The organism is Candidatus Bathyarchaeota archaeon, from assembly GCA_026014585.1.
GTDB lineage: Archaea > Thermoproteota > Bathyarchaeia > Bathyarchaeales > Bathycorpusculaceae > Bathycorpusculum.
In genome coordinates this window covers 355108-376211 of sequence record JAOZIA010000022.1, presented here as the reverse complement: position 1 = coordinate 376211, position 21104 = coordinate 355108, and the positions used below count along the sequence as shown (strand labels likewise).

The window sequence follows — 21104 nt, the reverse complement described above, 5'->3', positions numbered from 1 at the left end:
GGCTTTATGCGTGCATAGCAAGCTCACTAAGTGAAAGCTCCGAATTAATCTTGTGCGTCGTTATTATTTTGTTTTTTGAATGTGAAAAATGAAATTGGATAGTGCGGCGTGGTTGTTTTTTGCTGTGATTTTGTTGGTTTTGTGTGTGCTTTTGGTTTGTGTCTAGGGAATATTTATTAACAACTTAGTGTTACTGGAACTAAAAATAGTAATACGTGCAAAATTAGTTAACAATAGGTGTATCAAAAAATGGAAAAAAACAAGATTTTTGCCATCGTGGCAATAGTAATCATTGCAGTCGCCGCCATAGGCGTCGCTTATATCTTCACTTCAAACAATGCAGACAATGAACCCACCGCAACAACAGTTACAGATGCCCTAGGGCGAAATGTAACGATCCCCGATAACATAGACTCCGTTTACTGCATTGGCGCCTGCTCATTGAGATTGGTGTCCTACTTTGACGTAGTTGACAAGGTACAAGCAATTGAAACTGCAGGCACATTCAACACTCTAGATGACCAAACTTATTACCTCGTCAACAAGGCAACATTCTCCGCACTGCCCGAAGTAGCAACTACTCCCGAAGCTATCTTAGCCCTAAACCCAAGCATCATCATCACTTCAACAGCAGAAGATGCAGCAACCGCAGACACCCTTCAAGACCAAACAGGCATTCCAGTCTACGTCATCAACGCCAATGTCGAATTCGGAGACGCCTTCTATGAACAGATAACCTCCTTAGGCACCTTATTTGGCGAACAATCCAGAGCTACAGAACTCAATGAAGGCATCGCCAACATGATCAATGACATTAGCTCTCAAGCAACAACTGCCAGCGTTGAGAAAGCATATGCATGTGGCATGTTCTATTATGGTGGAGCATCATTTCTGAAAGGCTCTGGTAACTACCTGCCCTTTGACTACTCTAACATCACCAACGCCATTCCACCTGCCGAAAACGGTCAACCCTACACCATCACACTAGAAACCCTAATCGATGCCAACCCAGACTACATATTCATCGACAGCATCGGCTTAAGCACCTGCATCGACACAATCAACGAAGACATCGCTGCAAATACTGGTTTGGACGATGTTTCAGCAATTATGAACAATAACCTCTATTCAACCATGGTCTACAAGTGCTACGGAACCAACTGGGACAACCAACTGGTTAACGTGTACTATGTTGCTTCAGTAATGAATGGCGACCTGTACTCTTGGACTTTCGAGGATAAAGCAAACGAAATCATACAGCTATTCTATCCAGGAACCACAATGACCTACGCAGACATCGCAACTGGACAAACCGGCAACGGATGCAGCTCAGCTTCACTGAATTAATTAATAAACCTCCCTTCCATTTTTTTGTTGGCGGTGTAAAGAACGAGTAGCAACCCGAGCGAACATGACCACGGCGGGCGGGAAGCCTTTGACATCTATGAGGATAATGAGGAAGAAGGCAACCAGCTTTCAAAGACCTATAAAGGCTTTGTAAAACGCAAACTCCTCTTCATAATCGCCGGGTTTATCGTGCTAATCATTTGTGTGGTCATAGCCGCTCAGAATGGACCTATCCACATATCTTTCGTAGACGTTATCAGACACATCTTTACCTTTGACTCAAGCGGCGTGGGCGGCGTCATCTGGAATATCCGCATGGTACGTATTGTCGGCGCTTTATTTGCTGGTGCTGGATTGGCAGTTTCTGGAGTGGTAATGCAGTGTATTCTTCGTAATCCGCTGGCTTCCCCTTTCACGTTGGGTATATCTAGTGCTGCAGCTTTTGGGGCGTCTTTTGCCATTATCTTTTTGGGCGCGGGCAGTAGCATGACCTCTATTGTTTCCATTAATAACCCCTATATTACAACTCTTTGTGCGTTTTTATTCTCCCTGCTGGCAACAGGTTCGATACTAATGCTTACCAAAGTCACAAGAATTAGTGCTGAGACAATGATACTGGCAGGCGTAGCTATCAGCGTCATGTTCTCCGCAGGTTTATCGTTTATGCAATACATAGCCACTGATTCTCAGTTAGGTAATATTGTAGCTTGGACTTTTGGGGACTTAGGTAAAGCCACATGGTCTTGGAACGCTCTAATTCTTTTGACGCTTCTTCCTGTGTGCCTTTATTTCTTCTACAAGCGATGGGATTACAATTCTCTAGACGCTGGAGAGGACACAGCTAAAGGCCTAGGCGTCAACACAGAACGCGAGAGAATCATTGGCATGGTCTTGTCCTCTGTTCTGTCCGCATTTATCGTTTCCTTTTTCGGTATCATCGCCTTTATTGGTCTTTTGGGGCCACATATTGCCCGAATGATTATCGGCAGTGACCACCGTTACCTTATTCCCCTCTCCATAGTCCTTGGCGCCATTATCCTAATTATCGCGGACGGGATTGGGCAGGTTATCCTTTACCCCTCAGTTATACCTGTGGGCATCATCACCTCAATGCTTGGAGGACCACTATTCATTTACTTGCTGATTAGGAGGTATCGAAAGTGATGTTCTTTGAAGTTAAGGGCATCAATTTCTCATACCGCAGCAGAAAAGTGCTAGATGGCGTGTCTTTCTCAGTGAAAGAGGACGATGTCATCTCCATTTTGGGACCCAACGGTGTCGGAAAAACCACCCTCATCAAATGTATAAGCAAGGTGCTCACGCCAAATGCTGGTTCAGTATTTATTGAAGGCTCAGACCTTTACAAAATGAGCAAAAAAGACATCGCCAAAAAAATCGGGTACGTATCACAAAAAAGCGAGACCTCCCGAACGACCGTGTTTGACTCGGTGCTTTTGGGTAGAAAACCGCATTTTGAATGGGATGTTACCGCAAAGGATATTCGTTTGACTGGGCGTGTGCTTCATTTGCTGGGTTTGGATGAGTTAGCATTGAAGTATGTTGATGAAATTAGCGGCGGCGAATATCAGTTGGTGCAGATAGCGCGGGTTGTGGTTCAGCAGCCAAAGGTGATTCTTTTGGATGAACCCACAAGCAGCCTTGACCTATCCAACCAACACCTCATTATGCACCTAATCAGAAATCTTGTTAAGAAAAATCATATGGTTGCGATAATGATTATTCATGACCTCAACTTGGCTATTCGTCATTCAGACAAGTTCATCCTTATGAAGGATGGAATGGTTTACGCCGTGGGAGGACACGAAATCATCACCCCTGAAAACATCAAAGCAGTATACAACATTGATGCGTATGTAGAAACCGTGCGAGGGATACCCATAGTTATACCCATATAACCTGAGGAAAAAGTATGAATCCAAAAACTGTTAACCCCAAGCAAAGACCTTTCTTTAACGAAAAAGCCGAAATATGGGACAAAATCACCACTCATAACCCCAAAAAAGTGCAATACATCACCGAACTACTAAAAATCCACAGCGGCGACAAAATACTGGATGTTGGCACTGGAACAGGCATTATGATACCATTCTACGAGAAATACCTACAGGAGGGCAACGTTGTTGCAGTTGATTACTCTGAGAAGATGATTGAGGTCGCCCGCTCAAAATATCCACGAACAGAGCATCCACTTGTTTCGTTTATGGTCTCTGATGTTTACGAACTAAAATATACTGCAGAATTTGACTTGGTTATGTGTTATTCTTGTTTTCCCCATTTTGTTGACCAACCCTTAGCCATCCAGATACTATCTAAGGCGTTAAAAAAAGGTGGCAGATTAGCTGTTGCTCATTCTGATTCAGCCAAAAAAATCAACGGAGTTCACATGAACGGCGGCGTAGAGATTGGAAACGATTTCCTGCCTAGTATGGAGCATCTTAAGCAGATGATGCAGGAAAACGGGCTTGAAGTCACCTTTGAGCGGAATGACGAAGACTATTTCGTATGTATAGCTAAAAAGGCATAAGTCTTCTACCTTTTGTTTAGTTCAGGAAGTCTTCAAGATACCGAGTTATCAGCTCGTAAGCTTCCGCATCCTCTGGTCCAACTCTGTTGCCGTCATTATCCGTGCCGATTAGCACGGTGCCCTCGTTTTCTCCCATGGGTCTGTTGTCTTTTATTCTATACACACATTGTGTAACTGTGTCTTTTTGGGCTTGGAATGTTAGAAGTGGAAATTTGACTTCGGGCAGGTGCAAATCATACTTTCCAGAGGCGCGGGGTTCTACAATGAAATGCTCACTTTCATCAAGCTTTAAAAGCCACTCCAGAAGTGAACCTGAAAACTCTGGAAAACGCGTGTACTGCTCAGATTCAACTTTTTCTCTAACTGCTTTAATTTGTGTATCTATCGTGGTTTGGTCCCAAAGTTCAACACCACATTTCTGGGCGTCTGCTATTGCCTGTGAGCTAAAAACTGTGGTTGCAATAATGACTGCTTTTTTGCAAGCATAATCCTGTTTTGCCTGCTCAGATAACATCATAATCGTCTCTGATACCTCATAATTTCGCGGATACTTTCTGGCTAAAACCGCAGTTTTTTCATCGCCTCTGGTGACTATCATATCAAGACCATAATCGGCAACCTGAATTTCGGATTCAATGGTGTATCCTAATTCGGTCAGTAACCATTTGATGAAATAGGAAAATTCTCTGACAGAAAGCTTGTCCGTTGAATAGATGCTTGTTGTGGCTGGTGTTGTTTTGTCAGGTTTTTCTATAACTGTTCGTGTTACGTCTTGTTTTTCTGCCTGTTGTATGTGGTGTTTTTTTATTCTGGCGGCTAATTCTTCTGCTTTGTCAGGTGGAATTTGTAGTTTATCCTCTAAAAACGCTGAAACATCACTGGCGGGTTGGTCACGTATTTCTTTTAAGATTCCATTAAATTTATCGTGCAAATTGTTTGCTCCTAGTTTTTCTTTGCGTGGGCGTGTTTAGGGCATAATTTTCTTGTGAAGTCCTCGTTGTGTTTGAGGTTAGCTTTTGAAACAACCCTTCCGCATACATCGCAGAGGTCATAGTGAAAGATGCATACGCTGGAGTTATCGTGGCTACATTTGAACTCTAAGAGTTTGCTATGTCTTTTTCCGCAAACCGAACAGACAAATCCTTCGTTTTGTTCGATGTACTCTTTTAGGGTTTCATCTATTTTTAAAGCTGCTTTCTTGGAGTAAATTTTGCCTGTGTCAATGGATTGGTGAATGCAGTTTTTGCAGACGTAGAGGTTGTCTTGTGTTGCGTAGCCTTCCATGAGGGAGGTTTTACAGATTGGACATGTGACTTCGGGAAGAATATTGATGCCAAAAGTGATTGAGGCGGTGATGGATGCTTTGTTGTTAAGGTTTATTTTGGCGGTGATTTTGGAGGTGTTAATTATCAGCAGATTAACCAGTTTCACTGTTATGTGAGTTGTTAAGGCTTCTTCTTCTCTGTCCATTAGGGCTTGATAGTTGGTTTGCCACGTTTGCATGTCAATGTCGGCTTTGTTTTGGATTAATTGCTCAAGACGTGCGCGTCTGATTCGTTTGTCAAAACTTTTTAGTTTAGACTTTTTTTCTCGGATGAGCGGTAAATCAAAAAGAGCAACCTTTTCCCTAAGAAGTTGCTCTAAGGTTTTATCTGCAACTGCTTTGAGTTCCTCAAAAACGCCCGGTTTAAGCTTTGACTTATGATCTGAAACCTCAACTGTGTCCTCTTCAAGAAGGTCTTCATTAACTTCCTCGATGACCTCGCCTTTTTCGTTTACTGTTATTGTGATTAGTTCTTCATTTCGGGCACGTAGCTTGTTTTGAAAGATTGCTAAATAATAGAATTGAAATAGTCTAAGTGGCTCTTTTTTGGTAATGTTTACGGTTTCGATTTTTGCATTGTTTATTTGATGATGGCACGGTTGAGGTTTTTGGCATACTGCAATTTTTTCTTTTTCTGTGGTTATCTTGCTGCAGTCTGGGCAGTCAAAGTTTGGCTCTTTAAAGTGCCGTTTTATTGTGGCTTCATAGGTGCCTTTGGGTTTTATGCTGATTTGGCTTGCTATGCCTTTTTCTAAGCATTCCCGAAGTATCTGCTGAAACACTGGGCTTCCCGGTGCCAAAAACAGAGAATTTTTTTCTCTTGCCACTGCTGGGTCATACGTGTATTCTATGGGGTTTTCTTGTTCAGGGTACTTGACGGTGAAAACTTTGGGTGAGGACTGCTCAGTTAATGTGGCGTTCTTGGTTTTGACGTAGGCTTTTATGAACTGCACAAGGTTTTCGCTCAGTCAAGAACCCCCTGCGTGAATTGTTCTGCCAATTCCTGATTTTTCTTTGAAACCGTCAAATCGCCTGCAAGTTTTTCCAGTTCTTTTTGTATATTTAGACGCGAGTCACTCTGCAGCAGGATGTTCATTATTGTCTTTTGTATGTCCTGTGAGCCTTCTTTTAGTTCTGCCAGCACAGTTTCCATCTTGCCAATGGTCATGGTGAACAGGTCGATTTTTTGGTAGAGAATGTGCAGGACGTAATCGTCGATGGTGTCTTTGATGGTTATGTTAAAAACTGTGACGTCGCGGTCTTGCTTGTAGCGGTGAATACGTCCGATGCGTTGCTCAATTTTCATGGGGTTCCAATGCAAATCAAAATTAAACATTATACGGCAATTTTGGAGGTTAAGACCTTCCGCTGCGGAGTCCGTCGCGATGAGGTATTTGATTTTGCCAGATTTGAAGTCCGCGATAACTTTGTCTCGCTCGTTTTGACTCATGTTGCCCAAGTACACGTCTGCTTTTCCGAACTCCTGATTTAGCATGTTTTTTAGGGTTTGTGCGGTGATTCGTCTTAGACAAAATATTAGTGCTTGGTCATCTGGGAGGTCTTTTAGGATTTGTTTTAGCAGCGTAATTTTTGAGCTTTTTACCTGTTTCGCCATTGCTATTAATTCGTTAGTTGCCCTGATTTCAGAGGGGAAACGTTGTTGTCTTCTTTGTAGGGATTGAATGGCTGCCTCAGGCGAACTGGAAAATGACTGTTGCAGGGCGATTGCTTGAAAAACCAAAATGGCGTTGCTTTGTAATGGACTAAATTTTCGTTTCGGATTTTCTGCTGTTAGGGCTTCGATGGTTTTGAAGCGGTTATTGTAAATGTCACGTAGATACTCTGTTGCTTTATCAAAAAATAATCTTTCACTCTCTTCAGGCTCAAGAGTTCTTGATTCCACATATCTTTTGGTAAAGGGAATGCCTGTTTGTTCTCTTCTGGTACGGCACATTAATCCCCGTAGCGTTTGCCTTAATTGATATGCACCATCAGGTCGCACAACGCGGTTCTTAGCATCATCAGCAAATCGGGAAATAAACAAGCGTTCGCTATCAAAAACGCCTGGTTCAATCAAATCCATGACGCTGTAGAGGTCGGTTAATTTATTGCATATGGGTGTCGCAGTGAGCAGTAAGAAATGGTTTTTTGGAAGACTTGCTAAGCTTCCTCTGCTCTTAGTGTGAGTGTTCCTAAACGCGTGCGCCTCATCAACAACAACTAAGTCCCAAGTTTTGCTTGATAGTTCGTCATATTTTCGGAAGATTAGGTTATGGGAGCAGATTACGCGGTCAGCTTTTTTAAAATTAATTCTATGGTTATTGGCGATAACAAAGGTTTCTCCGAATTTCTCGGACATTTCAGCTTGCCACTGTGACAGCAGGCTTTTTGGAGAAACAATAAGAATAGAGTCAATTTCCCCGCGCAAAAGCAGTTCCTTCATGATTAAACCTGCTTCAATGGTTTTTCCCAAACCAACCTCATCGGCTAGTATCGCGTTTGCATTCATTTCATTAATTACTTTAAGCGCAATAGCCATCTGAAAATCATACGGAACCAATTTTGACTGCAAAACATTAGCTGCAACCAACTTGTCGATTTGGTGTGACTGCCTAATTTTTATTGCATCTATGTTGAGTTTGAAAGCTTCATATTTTGCAAACCGCTTGGTTTCCGTTAACTTTTTAATATTATGTGGGTCAGAAAATGTGCAGGAGTATTTGTGTTTGATTTTTTTTGCTTCGCCTATTTCTTCTTCGAACATGAAGTTTCGGGTTTGTTTTGGGGGTTGCCCTTTAGATTTGATTTTTCGGGTTTTTTTCTTTGGCGGGGGCGAGTTAATTGAGGATGATTCTATGGCTTGAATGGCTGCGAATTTTTCACAAACTTTAGCTTCCGATTTAGAAGTAACTGAATCGGGTTGATGGAGTCCGCTGTAACTGAATTTAGTCTTAATAGGCAAGAGTATCGCGTCTTACTCAATGCCTTCCTATAAAAACATAAACGGGCAAAAACCTGTTTTCAACCAAGCGCAAGTTTCTTACAGACATTCACTGCTCCATAAATGGCTGATGTGTTCACTTGTTTGCAGGGTTTAAATGGCAGAGAAGCAAATGTTGAGCCATTTTTTTGATTAGGAATAATTAAAGCTTATAACTGAGCGATTAGTTAACTGATGAATCTGCAACGTTTAAGATTGCAGTTACCCGCAGGAATAACCTTTGGTTTACGTAGATTTACTAAAGAGAAAACAAAAAGAAGTCCTCAGTTGGCAAATTAATAATGCAGACGATAGTGATGACGGCGGATTCATGGCTGAAAAACCCAACGATGTCGCTGGTGTATGGACAACAGCTGAAACCGTACACACTCTGCTAAAATACAAAATTTTGCCCCCGGAAGATGAACGTATCCAGAAGGCTAAGGCATGGTTGTTGCAGCATAGAAATCTGGGCGGGGACTACGGAGACGGTTGGCCACTAATCAATAAAGGCAACAGTTTTGTTGACACAACATGTGTTGCCATACGGGCGCTTTCTTTTTTTAAAGATGACCCAGAAGTTGTTGAAGCCATCAAAAAAGCAAAAGATTGGCTTTTAGAGAATCAAAATGATGATTATGGCTGGGGCATCTGGAAATATGAAGACAGTTTGGTTTCTGCAACTTGCTTAACGTTGCTTGCGCTGAAGGATTTAAACGAGTCTTTTCATGAAGAAAAAATTGATATGGCGCTTAAAACTGGAACTGCATGGCTTAAGATGGCTCAGAATCAGAAAAATCATCTCTGGGGCTTCACAAGTGGGTCACAGGAAACCAATAATGCCAGTACCTGCCAAGCGGTTACTGCTTTGATTGCGTTAGGTGAGAAGCCTAAAGATTTCAAAGATGCCCTGAACGCTTTTGTTGCCGAGTTTAACAGTATGGGTACTTGGCGGACAGTTCATGAGAGTTATATTTTGAAGTATTTTGGTGAAGGTTTGGACCAGCGTTTATCATGGTTTAATGCTCCCAAAATATTGTCTGCATTGGTAATTTTTGCACGGCATCTTCCTCGTGAAGTTGAGATTAAACAAATTATTGACGCTACTGAAGCGCTTAAACGATTTAACGTAATTTGTGAACACAAAGAAGTCACCGATATCTCAATGGGTCACCTAGACATTAGACCATGGGCGTCTATTCAGTACCTGCAGGGGCTTTTAGATTCTCAGGCTTACATGGAAGAGCATCTTGACGAGTATGTTTCTGTCATGAGCGGCAAACTCTCAGTCATTGAAAAAGCAGGTATGCTGCATTCGATGCCTGTGCTTTTTTCGCCAAAAAAGCAATCCAGCGTGTATGCTAGCGGAAAATTCCTTGTTGCGCTTGTTCCTTTGTTGGGTTTGTCTTTGGTGGGTCTTTCTTTTCTCACACATGCGGTGAATGTTGAGGTTGCCTTGACGGTGAGTCTTTTTTCGATTTACCTGTTGACTTTTGGCATCTTGTTGCTTGGGTTTAGGCAGAAAGTAATTTCTAAGGATCGCTTTTGTTTCTTGTATTTCCCGATTTGGGCGCTTGTTGTTTTGGCTACGGGTTTATTCTTTATTGAGAAGGCAACCGAGGGGTTAATTGTGATGTTGCTGATTGGGTTTCCCGAAATCTTGCATTTCGTAATGGGGCGCTCAAAAAGTGAACATTAACCACCATTTTTTATTTTTGACTTAGGATGGAGATTTTGATTTGGATGATTTGTTCGTTTTGTTTTAGTTTGTCTATGAATTTTCTTATCAGTGAGGCTTGTCCTTTGAGTATTATGACTTCTAGGCAGTAGCCTTCGTTGACGTGTGCATGCAGGAATGTGGAGACTAATCCGCTGTAGACGTGTTGTGTTTCGAGGAGTCGGTGTCTGTCTGCGTTTTCTCGGTAGATTATGGTTATGGTTGCTGCGGTTTCGCCTTGGAGGTTTTCGATTTTTGGGTCGTCGGTTAGGTATAGTCTGAGGGCTTGGCGTGCGATTTCGCTGCGGCTTACGAAGCCTTTTTCTTTGATGGCTTGGTCGATTTGTTGGATGAGTGTGTCGGGTATGGATAGGCTGATGACTGTCATATTTTCTCCCTTTTATTATTTGGGTGGGGCATGTTTAATAAGTTTTATTAATTTTTTGACTTTTAATCGATTTTTTTATTAACAATTTAAAAAAGTTTAATAATGTGTTGGCTGCAACCATACAGCATGAACAGCAAACAAAAAATTTTCCTCACAAGCATTATTCTTATCATCATAATAGCAATCTCAATAGTTACCTACACAATCAGTACACCACAAGCATCAACAAAACTACAAGTCGTAACAACATTCTATCCTTATACCTACCTCACCCAACAAATCGGCGGTGAACACATAGAAGTAACCCAATTAATTCCAAACAATACTGAACTTCACGGTTGGGAACCCTCAGCTGAGCACATTGTTTCTACTGAAGACGCTGACATCATCATTTACAATGGTGCAGGCGCAAACAAGTGGATGGAAGACGATATCATACCCTCATTATCAACTAGTCATGATCGTACAATCGTGGTAACCACCGAAGGCATAGAATTAGTCACAAAACAAAACGGTGATTCTGACCCGCACACTTGGCTGAGCCCATATATGGCTAAACAAGAAGCAGAAAACATTTACAACGCTTTAGTCACCGTTGATCCAGAACATGAAAGTTACTACACCCAAAATTGGAATAGTTTAAAAAGTCAACTTGAACAGTTAGACTCTGAATACGCTAATGGGCTTTCTAACAAAACTAAAACAGAAATTTTTGTCTCTCACGCAGCATTCGGATACGTCGCTTCAAGATATGATTTCACTCAAACCGGCGTAATTGGAATATCTGCTGACGAACAACCCAGCGCAGTAACTATAGCAAGCATCGTTCAACAAATGGAAGAACATCAAACTTACGTCATTTACTTCGACCCAGTTTATTCAAGTGAGTATGTTCAAACAATCCAATCTGAAGTTCAAGCACAAACTGGCGAAGACGTTACAATGCTAAAAATGTATCTAATGCTTGGTCCTGTTGACAACTTAAACTACCTAGAACAAATGCAGGCAAATCTTGTCAATTTACAGACCGGTTTAGGGGCAACTTAATGGCGCTTAGTTAATTAAGTGCAATGCTAACAGGGTAAGAGCGGAAAGGTAACTATGCCACAATATTCCCCTATTTTAGAAGTAAGCAATCTTAATGTAAACCGTGACGGGGCAACTGTAATCGAGGATGCAACATTTTCGATTAAAAAGGGTGATTATGTAGGTGTAGTTGGACCAAACGGTGGCGGAAAAACCACACTTTTAAACGCTATCCTAAATTTTATACCCATCAATAAGGGTTCAATTCGTCTATTCGGCACCGAGTTATCAAAGTTTTCTTCTTGGCAAAAAATCGCGTATATTTCACAGCATGCCACCAACTTTGAAAACCAGTTTCCTCTCACTGTAAGAGAGCTTGTTTCATTGGGTTGCATAAGAAAAGGCAATATTGGACGACGCTTCAAAAAGGAAGACTGGGCAGCGGTCGATGAAAGCATTGATTTTATGGGCTTAAAAGATGTTGCGGAGCGGCGGATTGGGCAGTTGTCAGGTGGACAAAAGCAGCGGGTGTTCGTGGCTAAGGCGTTGGCGCGTAAGCCTGAACTGATTTTTTTAGATGAACCCATAGTGGGTGTGGATTCGTCTGCTCAAGAACGTTTCTTTAAAAAACTCAGCGACTTAAACACGGAACGGCAAACCACTATTTTGATTGTAACACATGATTTAGCCTCTGTTTTCTGTCGCATGTCCAAAGTGCTCTGTATCAACAAGAAAGTAGAGGTTGCCCAAATAACAGAAGAATTAGACCCCAACACACTCCTTAAGCGGGCTTACGGGGAACACTTCCACTTCGTATTCCACAAACACACCTGCCACGGAGTTTTCCAGAAATGAGCGCCATCAACATTTTCGATTTATTTGGTTACCAATTCTTCCAATACGCCATAATAGGCGGAATCCTCGCGGGAATTGCTTGCGCAGTAATCGGGCTCTTTTTAGTGCTTAAAAAAGAAGCTATGATAGGCGATGGTCTTTCCCACACGGCATTTGGTGGCATAGCCTTGGGGCTTTTCTTAGGCATTAACCCCCTCGTGGCAGCGTTGGTTGTTTCAGTGCTTGCAGTATTGGGCATCTCGTATATGCGACGCAAAAAAATTGCGGCATCAGACTCTGCCATAGCTGTTATGCTGGCGATAGGTTTCTCTACTGGCTTAATCGTTATTAGTTTGGCTGGAGGATTTAACATTGAATTATTCACTTACCTATTTGGTTCCATTTTAACTATTGACCGTGTTGATTTAGCCTTGGTTTCTGGGTTGGGCTTATCAGTTTTGTTATTTGTTACTTTCTTACGCAGAGAACTATTATCCATGGTTTTCGACGAGGAGGACTCAAGAATAATTGGCATACCCACCCGCCCATTATCCATAGCATTTGACCTACTAGTCGCCATAACCATCGTGCTCTCCATAAAAATCATCGGAACCATCCTTGTTGTGGCACTGCTTGTGCTCCCAGGGCTTGCCGCATTAAAGCTGAATCTTTCGTTTAAGAAAACTCTTCTTGCCGCTGTAGGTTTTAGTGTTGCAAGCACGGTTTTGGGAATTATTTTCTCAGCAGTTTTTGATATTGTAACAGCGGGCTTGATTGTTTTTGTTCTGGTACTGTTCTTCTTACTAACACTGATATACAAAAAACTGGCATAGTTTAGCTTTCACAACGCTTGTCCACGCCACCGATTCAACGTCAAGTTTGTTTCTCTTCAGAGATGCAAAGGAAGGGATTTACGCGTGCATAGCAAGCGTCCAAGTGAAAGCCTTGAGCAAATTAGTGGTGATTCCTTTTTTGTTTTGTCGCAGTAATTAATGATGCAGTTAATAGACCTATAAGGACTATAAACGCAAAAAAAGCTAGTTTTTGTCTTGTTTTTTGCAAAGGAATGTGCCCATGTGGTTGAAGGTTGTGTGAGTGATTTTTTCAAACTGTGCTTCCTTGAGAAGTTTGAGCCATTTCTCTTTTGGAGATGCCATGAAAATAAAAAGCGGCGTAAACATTAAGGTTCCGTTAAAATCTCTTAAAGGCTCAAGCATAAGGAATTTTCCTTGAGGATGCAAAACCCTGCGAATTTCTGTTAATGCCCTAAGTTTGTCGTGGTCATTGTGTAAGTTGTTAATTACACTTGCGCTGGTTACAACATCAAAAGAGTTGTCAGGAAAAGGCACTGAAAGAACATTTCCCGTCTTGAACTCCACACGGTCAGTCACACCTTCAATTTGGGCGTTTTCATGAGCTTTTTGAGCGCTGTTGCCAGGGATTTCTGCTTGGCTCCAAACATCTAAGCCGACAACTTTTCCCGTTTTAAGATTTTTGGCTATGCCTATCGTCATTTTCCCAAGTCCGCAACCCACATCCAAAACCTTCTCAGCACCCTTTAAGTTCAAAATTGGCTGAGGATTTAGGGGTTTTTTCTGGTTTAAAATCAAAAGTGAAATGCCGTAATTGATTGTCAATGCCCATCCAAGCGCAACTAACAAAACACCAAGAGGCAACCACACCCAAAACGCAAAAATCACGCCAACAATAGCCAGTATTATAATGAAAAAAGCGAAAAAACCCATACCATAATATCCATAATGCGGCTTTGATGAATCATTCAAACAGCTACCCTTCACTGCTTGTTTTATACAGAGCAAGAATTTCTGTTTTTTCCCAATAGTTAAATGAGTTACCTATTGGTGTAGCTATATTAAAGAACGCATTTGGGTTCTTCAGCGGTTTTTCTTCCTGCAACAAAAGGAATAATCACGGACATAATCACAGTTGCAATAATAACCAGTGAAAAGCCTGTTTCGCTTAGGATGCCTTCGCTTAAGGCTACGGTTGCAATTACGATGCCGATTGCGCCCCTGCCCCCCATGATGCCCGCTAACTGTTTAGGAACAACATTAAGCTGTGAATGTATAATTTTTTTTGACACAAGATAAGTCAATGAAATCCCTACACCCAAAGCTACCGTGATGATTACTGCCAAACCAACATAAAACAAGTAATCTATCCCCGCCAGCATAACTTCTAATCCTGCAAAGCCAAAAAAGAGCGGAATAAAGAAGATGTTGTTCATGGTTGAGAGGGTTTGGGAAATTTTGTCGCAGGTTTTTTGTCCAAGTAATCCGTCGTGAACAATTAACCCTGCAAAGAAAGCACCTAAAATAAAGCTCAATCCTATGTTCTGAAAGATAGCTGAAACCAAAAGCCCAGATACAATCAGCAATCCAAACGCGAAATCTTGACGCTTAAAAAAGCTGTTTATACGGACCAAATGTGACTGTAAAACCTCGGGCTTCCAGTTAAAAAAAACATCTAACAGGGCAAGAGCGCCAATGAAAATGAACGTTTCAAGATAAAGCGTTAAGGTGTTTTCTAGTGGTCGTATGATTCCTGCTAGGAAAATGAATGCTAAAACATCTGATATGGTAACGGATGCAAGAATTATTTGTCCAGTTGCAGTTTTAATCAGGTTGTATTGCCAAATAAGCACACTAACAATAGACAGTGAGGGCACTGCGATGGCTAATGCAAGGACAAAAATTTCTGTTGTACCAAATGGGAAGAAAACCATGCCTACAATCGCCAGCAGAAACAGAGGTATTAGAAAACTGGTGATGGAGAATAGGGTTGCAAGTCTGAGTCTGCCTTTTATCATGTGGGTGCGCATTTCAAAGCCTATGTGGAAAATGATGAAGAATAATGCGATGAAAGAAATTGCGCGGAATGGGTCGCCTGCAACGACTAAGCCAAGCAGAGCGGGGCCGATGATTATGCCTGCTAAGAGTTCGCCGACAACTGAAGGAAGACGGAAGCGTTCAAATAGTTCTCCAAGCAGAAGAGCTGTTGCTAACACAATTAATACATCAGTTATAATACTAAACAGCGCCACAGCGTATCAGTAACACTTAACCGAACAGGTATATCTTGTTTGCCGTTAAACACTCCATTATTAATTGTATGACTGTTACATAGGTTTTTTAGACACATCAGTTCTTGTCAGGGTTATGAACGGCAGTTTAACATGGGAAAGACGGGTACTCCCTAACGGTATACGATTACTGCTACACCCCAACCCCACTGGATTAACCACACAGATTTCTGTCGCAATCGAGTACGGCTCAAATGACGACTTACCCGAAAAGGCTGGGCTGGCACATTTTCTTGAGCACATGCTCGTGGGTGGTTCACATAAACGAATAGACCTGCATAATCAGGTTGAAGCGTTGGGTGGCTCTTCTACTTTTGAAACCTCCGAAGAAGCCACGTTTACTGCTGTCAGTGTGTTTCCGCAAAAAATTGCGGAGGCTTCACAGGTGCTTTCAGGATTGCTTTTTAACGACAGTTTTGATGGGGAGAAGCTTGAGTTAGAGCGGAGGGTGATTTTAAATGAGCTTGCGGAAGTGTCAGATTTGCCTGGGGAGGTACTCAGCGAAACCTTGACTAAAAACATCTTCAAGCAGCATCCTGTAAGATTTCCAATTCTTGGACTAAGAAAAACCATCAAACAAATTACCCTAAACGACATGCAGCAAGCTCACAACCAAAAATACGTGCCCAAAAATATGATTCTTATTTTAACTGGATGCTTTTCAGAAAGCGATGTAAACACGGTAACAGAAGCCTTTACCCACCATGATGGTGATGCGGTTTTAAGAAGAAGCAAAAAACCCTGCGACACAGGCAATATAACCAAGGAATTGCTTGTTGAGAAGTCAGGTATAACCCAAGCGTATGTGGGATTAGGTTTTAAGACTACACCTGTAGCGCATGAAGATTCGCCGCGGCTGGACCTTTTAAATTCAGTTTTGGGCATGGGTGAGAGCTCTAGACTTTTTAGGGAACTGCGTGAAAAAAGAGCTTTAACTTATGATTTTGCATCAACAAACACGCAAGGCCTAGACTACGGATTTTTTAACATAAACTGCGCCGTAGAACCTGACACAATAAACCAAACAATCACCATAGTGCAAAACGAACTTGAAAAGCTAACCCAAACCCCCGTAGACGAAGCGGAACTTACAAAAAGCAAAAACATAGTTTTAGGTGACATCTACAGAGCCATGGACAGCCCCGGCGGTTTGCCTCGAATATTGGCGGATATGGAAATCTACTTTGGAACAGAAACTTCCTTGCGGGAATACCTGCAAAAAATAAAAGCACTAACCCCAGAGATGCTTTTGGAGACTGCGGGCAAGTATTTTGCTAAAGAAAACTATGCAACCGTTATACTAAAACCAAAATAGGGTTCTAAAGGTTGTATCTTTCTTGGTTGGTTTGGTCACCGCATTGTGGCGTTACGAAGTAAAAGATTTCGCCGCATTTTTGGCAGCGCCATTCTTGATTTTTGCCTTTTTCCAGCATGGTTGATTTGCATTTTGGGCACTGTATTTGTGGCATACGTTCACACTCCTATTTTAGTAAGTTGCCCTATTAAGGGATATTTGTGCTTTTGGACATATTTGGAGCCTATTTGGTTCCTATTAGTTATTCATTGCAGAAACTATAGAGGGGTAGGGTGGCTGCGTTTCTATTAGGCTCCTATTAGCCAACATATGCAGAAACAATAGAGAGGGCTGGCTTCACCGCTCCAACAAAAAAGCAGCTGCAATAAAAAAGGAAAAGGGGGTTACTTGCGTTTGAGCATGTTCTCAAGAATCGGCTTGAGTTTCTCGTTTTCAGCCTGTATCTTTTCTTTACCCAATGCTTTCATGTCAGAATCAATTTCTTTGATGACTTCTGCATAGTGAATGCCTTCAGCAGCAGAAACGTACTCAACACGAAAACGCTGTGGACTCAAACCCAGCTTGCTTAGCATTGCTTTTAGTGCGTCGGTGCGGTCTTTCATTTTGTAGTTGCCGTTGATGTAGTGGCAGTCATAGGGCAAATGGCATGCACCAATCATAACCGTTCCAGCACCCAACCGGAAAGCTTCCAACACAAATTCGCGGGCTACCCGTCCACTACACATTACACGAATTGGACGTACACTTGCGGGGTACTCAAAACGGCTAATTCCTGCAAGGTCAGCGCCTGCGTAGCTGCACCAGTTGCAGAGGACTGCAAGGATTTTTTCTTCAGGCTTGTTTTCAAGCGCTGCGCGGATTTGTGCCATGATTTGGGCGTCGGTGAAGTGCATCTGCGTGATGGCGTGGTGGGGGCATTCGGCAACGCATGTTCCGCAGCCGTGGCAGCTGGCGGTGATTATGGTGGCGGGTTTGCCTTTTTCTTGGCGGATGGCACCGTAGGGGCACTTGCTTACGCAGATTCCGCATTGTGTACATTTTGCTTCGTCAACTACTGAAATGATGGGCTCGATTTTCCATTTAGGCTTAGAAATAACCGTTGCAACCCGTGACGCCGCGCCTGAACCTTGAGCAACGCTGTAGGGAATGTCTTTTAGGCCTTGGCAGGCTCCTGCATAGAAAATTCCGTCTGTTGGTGCATCCATGGGTTTTAGTTTGGGATGTGCTTCCATGAAGAATCCGTCTGCGCTGCGTGATATGTTTAGGATGCGGGCGATTTCGTCTGAGCCTTTCTTTGGGATGCTTGCGGTTGCGAGCACGACCATGTCAGCTTCAATTTCGATTGGGGCACCAATGTTTGAATCCTCTGAGTGCACCAATAGATTGTGAGTTTCTGGGTCTTCGTCGATTCGGCTGACTCTGCCGCGGAGAAAGTTCACTCCACGTTCTCGTGCGCGGTCGTAGAATTCTTCATAGCCTTTACCGGGGCTGCGGATGTCCATGTAGAAAACGTAGACTTCCACGTCTTCTTTGTACTTCTCCTTAAGCTGAACCACATGTTTGAGTGTGTACATGCAGCAGTAGTTGCTACAGTAGGGGTAATGTTGTTTATCGCGGCTGCCCACGCATTGGATAAAGGCGATGGTGCGTGGTTTTTTGCCGTCTGATTGACGGATGACTTTGCCGCCTGTGGGTCCAGCTGCTAAAATGAGGCGTTCAAACTCCATGCTGGTTATCACGTTGGGGTATTTCCCGTAACCGAGCAGAGGCATGTCGTAGGGTAAGTAAACGTCAAAGCCTGTGGATACGATGATTGCGCCGACTTCTATGTCAACGATTTCTTCTTGCTGGTCAAAATCGATGGCTTTTCGGTCACCGCATTTCTCGGTGCATTTGAAGCATTCTATACAGTAATCGCGGTTAATGGCATAAATCAGGGGCACGGCTTGGTCGAGGGGTACGCTGATGGCTTTGCGGGTTCCAAGATTCATATCCCACTCGTTGGGGTACTCGATGGGGCAAACGTCTTTGCATTCCCCACAGCCCGTGCAACGCTCCGGAAGCACATAGCGGGGGCGTTTGCGGATTTTAACCTTAAAATTGCCGATATAGCCTTCAACCTTGACAAGGTCGCTGTAAGCGAAAATTTTGATGTTCGGGTGCCGTGCGCAATCCACCATTTTTGGACCCTCAATGCAGATGCTACAGTCCAACGTGGGGAACGTCTTGTCCAATGCTGCCATGTGACCGCCAATGCTCTGACCATTTTCGAGCATGTAAACCTGATAACCCATCTCTGCAAGGTCTAACGCCGCGTTAATGCCTGCGATTCCTCCGCCGATAATTAGTGCCTTGTTGGTTACAGGCACCTCAATGGTTTGTAATGGCCGCATTAGGCGAACTTTGGCTACTGCCATGCGAATAGCATCTTTAGCGCGTTCTGTTGCGGCTTCGGGCTGATTTTGGTGGCACCATGAACTGAATTCGCGGATGTTTGCCATTTCGTAGAGGAAACTGTTTAGACCTGCTTCCGCGACGGTTCGGCGGAATGTGGGTTCGTGCATTCTGGGGCTGCAAGCGGCTACTACTACGCGGTTTAGTTTTTGTTCGCGGATTGCTTTGCGGATTTCTTCTTGTCCTGGGTCAGCGCAGGTGTAACGGTTTTCTTTGACGTAGACAACATCGGGCAGGGTTTTTGCGTATTCTGCAACTGCATGTACATCTACGGTTCCTGCAATGTTTAAGCCGCAGTGGCAAACGAAAACTCCAACACGCAGGGGTTCTGGCTTTGGAGTTTGGGGTTGATTTTGGTTTTGTGATATACTCATTACTTTACCACCTTGAACTGGCATGTATTCTTTTAATTAATGCTTCACGACGTTTCTCGTCGGCTTGAGCGGTTAACTCTTTGGCTGCGCACAAGTTTGACGTTAAACGTTGCAATGCTTTGTTCCATGTGCCTGAGTGAACGGGCGTGTGATGAATCCGTGTCCGATTAAGACATAACGCTTCCTCGACGGGGCAAACATTTTTGCAGGCACCACAATACGTGCAGAATGTTTGATTAACATGGACTTTTTTATCTTCGCCCAAATATAGTGCACCTGGTATGGGGCAAACGTCTAGGCAGTTTGTGCAGCCTTCGGGGCATTTCGGACGGTTTATCTTGATTGTTCCCTCGAAGGTTTTGTTGACTTTTATTGTGTTAACTGGGCAGTTGACTTCACAGACTTTGCAGGTTGGGCAATATTCCTTCTGTATTTGAACATTTACGTCAACTCTTTTGCGGGCGCTCGGTGAGAGCGTATTTACGTCAGTGACGGGGTTACCTGAAAAATCTGTTTTTGTAACCGTTATCAAATCCAGTGGACATGCAGTTTGGCATGCTTGGCATTCTTTTGGGCAGGGTTTGCTGTTTACGGTTATGTCTCGGATTAGTTGTGGGTAGCTTTCCCTGTTGAGGACCGATAGGTCATGTGCGTCATTTACGGTTACTCTAACTGCACCGTATGGGCATGTGGCGTCGCAGATGCCGCAGAATGTACATTTGGCTAAGTCAAAGTCTACGTGGGCTTTTTGTGCTTTGCCCTCGGCTGTTTTGGGTTGTTTTTGGATTTTGATTGCTTCTTTTGGGCAGGCTAAACTGCAGATTTCGCATCCTTTGCAACGTTTCTTGTCCAAAGTCAGCTTGTAATGCTTAACTTGCAAAACCCACTCTAATGTTTGTGTGTCTGCCGAATCTTTTTTTAAAGTTTTTAACGGCATATTCTTTTGCTCCCAAATTTCCCTAATTGTGGAACCCAAAACTATGCTTGGAAATCTGTAATAGAGAATTTCATTGGAGAACTTTCCCTATAAATATTGCTTGATAAAAATGTGGCAATCTCCATTGAATTAGCCAAAATATGCAACATTGTTTTTGCATTTAACAAGTGTAAGGGGTTGCTCCATTGGTTTTAGTTTTTTTATCAGACATTGCTTAAAAATATTAGGCGTTTGTGAAGCATTTCTTTTGATTTATTAAACGTTTGTTTTTACCAAAAAATATGTTATCACAGGGAAAACCTCCACAAAATAACCCCACAAGCAAGTTATGGCTCATGTTGCTAGCGCGGTGCAGTCACATATTCTTAAATTTTCTAACCCACAGTAAAAACTATAACAGTCTAAAGAGACTGCAGGAGAGTAAAAACATGCCCACAGCATATGTTTTATTAAACACAGAAATTGGAGCGGAACACCAAGTTCTAAAAGACCTGCGCAGTATCGAAGGTATACGGGAAGTTTACAATTTATGGGGCATCTATGACATAATCGTCAACGTTAATGCTGAAACCATTGACGCCCTAAAAAACATAATCAACAGGCAAATAGCCAAAATTGCAAAAATAAACTCCAAGCTAACCATGATTGTTGATGAAGAAAAACCTCCTGCACTAAAAACCCAAGTTTTTGTTGACCCCGACATGATTATAGCGTAACCCTACTTTGCAAATGCTTTTTTACGGCGCCAGCCTTAACTCTC

At 42.7% G+C, this 21104-nt stretch carries 19 protein-coding genes; 10 read left to right on the top strand and 9 right to left on the bottom strand.

Going from position 1 to position 21104, the window contains the following annotated elements; genetic code table 11:
- The first annotated feature begins 249 nt into the window (after positions 1-249).
- The 4 genes from NWF01_08715 (at position 250) to NWF01_08700 (ending at position 3892) form a co-directional block, all read left to right on the top strand.
- Positions 250-1347, top strand: coding sequence for an ABC transporter substrate-binding protein (locus NWF01_08715; GenBank protein ID MCW4025101.1), 1098 nt, complete (start codon positions 250-252; stop codon positions 1345-1347).
- A gap of 189 nt (positions 1348-1536) precedes the next feature.
- A complete protein-coding gene (locus NWF01_08710) occupies positions 1537-2511 on the top strand; it encodes an iron ABC transporter permease (protein ID MCW4025100.1) in 975 nt (324 codons plus the stop codon).
- Positions 2511-3263, top strand: a complete 753-nt coding sequence (locus NWF01_08705; protein ID MCW4025099.1) for an ABC transporter ATP-binding protein — start codon at positions 2511-2513, stop codon at positions 3261-3263. The genes NWF01_08710 and NWF01_08705 overlap by 1 nt, the downstream gene beginning before the upstream one ends.
- A gap of 14 nt (positions 3264-3277) precedes the next feature.
- The gene (locus tag NWF01_08700) at positions 3278-3892 is read left to right on the top strand and encodes a methyltransferase domain-containing protein (GenBank protein MCW4025098.1); all 615 of its coding nucleotides are present in this window, start codon (positions 3278-3280) and stop codon (positions 3890-3892) included.
- Between the two features lie 16 nt (positions 3893-3908).
- Here the strand turns inward: NWF01_08700 and NWF01_08695 are convergent, their stop codons facing one another.
- The 3 genes from NWF01_08695 to NWF01_08685 are packed head-to-tail and all read right to left on the bottom strand — an operon-like array spanning position 3909 to position 8178.
- A complete protein-coding gene (locus tag NWF01_08695) occupies positions 3909-4823 on the bottom strand; it encodes a restriction endonuclease (protein ID MCW4025097.1) in 915 nt (304 codons plus the stop codon).
- 11 nt (positions 4824-4834) lie between these two features.
- Positions 4835-6169: a hypothetical protein gene (locus tag NWF01_08690; protein ID MCW4025096.1), complete on the bottom strand. Its 1335-nt coding sequence runs from the start codon at positions 6167-6169 to the stop codon at positions 4835-4837.
- Between the two features lie 11 nt (positions 6170-6180).
- Complete coding sequence (locus NWF01_08685; protein ID MCW4025095.1) at positions 6181-8178, bottom strand: DEAD/DEAH box helicase; 1998 nt, start codon at positions 8176-8178, stop codon at positions 6181-6183.
- 259 nt (positions 8179-8437) lie between these two features.
- Here NWF01_08685 and NWF01_08680 point away from each other — a divergent pair, with 259 nt between their 5' ends.
- Entirely contained in the window at positions 8438-9895 is a 1458-nt protein-coding gene (locus NWF01_08680; GenBank protein MCW4025094.1) for a terpene cyclase/mutase family protein, read from the top strand.
- A 10-nt stretch (positions 9896-9905) separates the two neighbouring features.
- Here the strand turns inward: NWF01_08680 and NWF01_08675 are convergent, their stop codons facing one another.
- Entirely contained in the window at positions 9906-10301 is a 396-nt protein-coding gene (locus tag NWF01_08675) for a CopG family ribbon-helix-helix protein (protein ID MCW4025093.1), read from the bottom strand.
- 102 nt (positions 10302-10403) lie between these two features.
- Here NWF01_08675 and NWF01_08670 point away from each other — a divergent pair, with 102 nt between their 5' ends.
- Genes NWF01_08670 through NWF01_08660 form a run of 3 tightly spaced genes read left to right on the top strand, consistent with a single transcriptional unit; the run spans position 10404 to position 12994 of the window.
- The gene (locus tag NWF01_08670) at positions 10404-11348 is read left to right on the top strand and encodes a zinc ABC transporter substrate-binding protein (protein MCW4025092.1); all 945 of its coding nucleotides are present in this window, start codon (positions 10404-10406) and stop codon (positions 11346-11348) included.
- A 54-nt stretch (positions 11349-11402) separates the two neighbouring features.
- A complete protein-coding gene (locus NWF01_08665; protein MCW4025091.1) occupies positions 11403-12182 on the top strand; it encodes a metal ABC transporter ATP-binding protein in 780 nt (259 codons plus the stop codon).
- Positions 12179-12994, top strand: coding sequence for a metal ABC transporter permease (locus tag NWF01_08660; GenBank protein ID MCW4025090.1), 816 nt, complete (start codon positions 12179-12181; stop codon positions 12992-12994). Before NWF01_08665 ends, NWF01_08660 begins: the two co-directional genes overlap by 4 nt.
- Positions 12995-13198: 204 nt before the next feature.
- Here NWF01_08660 and NWF01_08655 read toward each other — a convergent pair whose 3' ends face one another.
- Positions 13199-13945, bottom strand: a complete 747-nt coding sequence (locus NWF01_08655; protein MCW4025089.1) for a class I SAM-dependent methyltransferase — start codon at positions 13943-13945, stop codon at positions 13199-13201.
- A gap of 89 nt (positions 13946-14034) precedes the next feature.
- The gene (locus tag NWF01_08650) at positions 14035-15225 is read right to left on the bottom strand and encodes a cation:proton antiporter (GenBank protein MCW4025088.1); all 1191 of its coding nucleotides are present in this window, start codon (positions 15223-15225) and stop codon (positions 14035-14037) included.
- Between the two features lie 115 nt (positions 15226-15340).
- On the opposite strand from NWF01_08650, the gene NWF01_08645 reads away from it, so the two are divergent.
- Positions 15341-16579 (top strand): insulinase family protein, encoded by a 1239-nt coding sequence (locus NWF01_08645; GenBank protein ID MCW4025087.1) that lies wholly within the window; start codon positions 15341-15343, stop codon positions 16577-16579.
- A gap of 4 nt (positions 16580-16583) precedes the next feature.
- Here the strand turns inward: NWF01_08645 and NWF01_08640 are convergent, their stop codons facing one another.
- The 3 genes from NWF01_08640 to NWF01_08630 form a co-directional block, all read right to left on the bottom strand.
- The gene (locus NWF01_08640) at positions 16584-16733 is read right to left on the bottom strand and encodes a hypothetical protein (GenBank protein ID MCW4025086.1); all 150 of its coding nucleotides are present in this window, start codon (positions 16731-16733) and stop codon (positions 16584-16586) included.
- 229 nt (positions 16734-16962) lie between these two features.
- Positions 16963-19407 (bottom strand): hydrogenase iron-sulfur subunit, encoded by a 2445-nt coding sequence (locus NWF01_08635; protein MCW4025085.1) that lies wholly within the window; start codon positions 19405-19407, stop codon positions 16963-16965.
- Positions 19408-19411: 4 nt separating this feature from the next.
- Positions 19412-20344 (bottom strand): 4Fe-4S dicluster domain-containing protein, encoded by a 933-nt coding sequence (locus tag NWF01_08630; GenBank protein MCW4025084.1) that lies wholly within the window; start codon positions 20342-20344, stop codon positions 19412-19414.
- A 428-nt stretch (positions 20345-20772) separates the two neighbouring features.
- On the opposite strand from NWF01_08630, the gene NWF01_08625 reads away from it, so the two are divergent.
- Complete coding sequence (locus NWF01_08625; protein ID MCW4025083.1) at positions 20773-21060, top strand: Lrp/AsnC ligand binding domain-containing protein; 288 nt, start codon at positions 20773-20775, stop codon at positions 21058-21060.
- The last annotated feature ends 44 nt before the right edge of the window (positions 21061-21104 follow it).

Bases quoted from the DNA above. Each gene is read 5' to 3' on its own strand.
- NWF01_08700 (MCW4025098.1), top strand. From the start codon at position 3,278: ATGAATCCAAAAACTGTTAACCCCAAGCAAAGACCTTTCTTTAACGAA.
- NWF01_08640 (MCW4025086.1), bottom strand. From the start codon at position 16,733: ATGCCACAAATACAGTGCCCAAAATGCAAATCAACCATGCTGGAAAAA.
- NWF01_08670 (MCW4025092.1), top strand. From the start codon at position 10,404: ATGTGTTGGCTGCAACCATACAGCATGAACAGCAAACAAAAAATTTTC.
- NWF01_08660 (MCW4025090.1), top strand. From the start codon at position 12,179: ATGAGCGCCATCAACATTTTCGATTTATTTGGTTACCAATTCTTCCAA.
- NWF01_08625 (MCW4025083.1), top strand. From the start codon at position 20,773: ATGCCCACAGCATATGTTTTATTAAACACAGAAATTGGAGCGGAACAC.
- NWF01_08635 (MCW4025085.1), bottom strand. From the start codon at position 19,407: ATGAGTATATCACAAAACCAAAATCAACCCCAAACTCCAAAGCCAGAA.
- NWF01_08705 (MCW4025099.1), top strand. From the start codon at position 2,511: ATGTTCTTTGAAGTTAAGGGCATCAATTTCTCATACCGCAGCAGAAAA.
- NWF01_08715 (MCW4025101.1), top strand. From the start codon at position 250: ATGGAAAAAAACAAGATTTTTGCCATCGTGGCAATAGTAATCATTGCA.
- NWF01_08665 (MCW4025091.1), top strand. From the start codon at position 11,403: ATGCCACAATATTCCCCTATTTTAGAAGTAAGCAATCTTAATGTAAAC.
- NWF01_08675 (MCW4025093.1), bottom strand. From the start codon at position 10,301: ATGACAGTCATCAGCCTATCCATACCCGACACACTCATCCAACAAATC.
- NWF01_08630 (MCW4025084.1), bottom strand. From the start codon at position 20,344: ATGCCGTTAAAAACTTTAAAAAAAGATTCGGCAGACACACAAACATTA.
- NWF01_08645 (MCW4025087.1), top strand. From the start codon at position 15,341: ATGAACGGCAGTTTAACATGGGAAAGACGGGTACTCCCTAACGGTATA.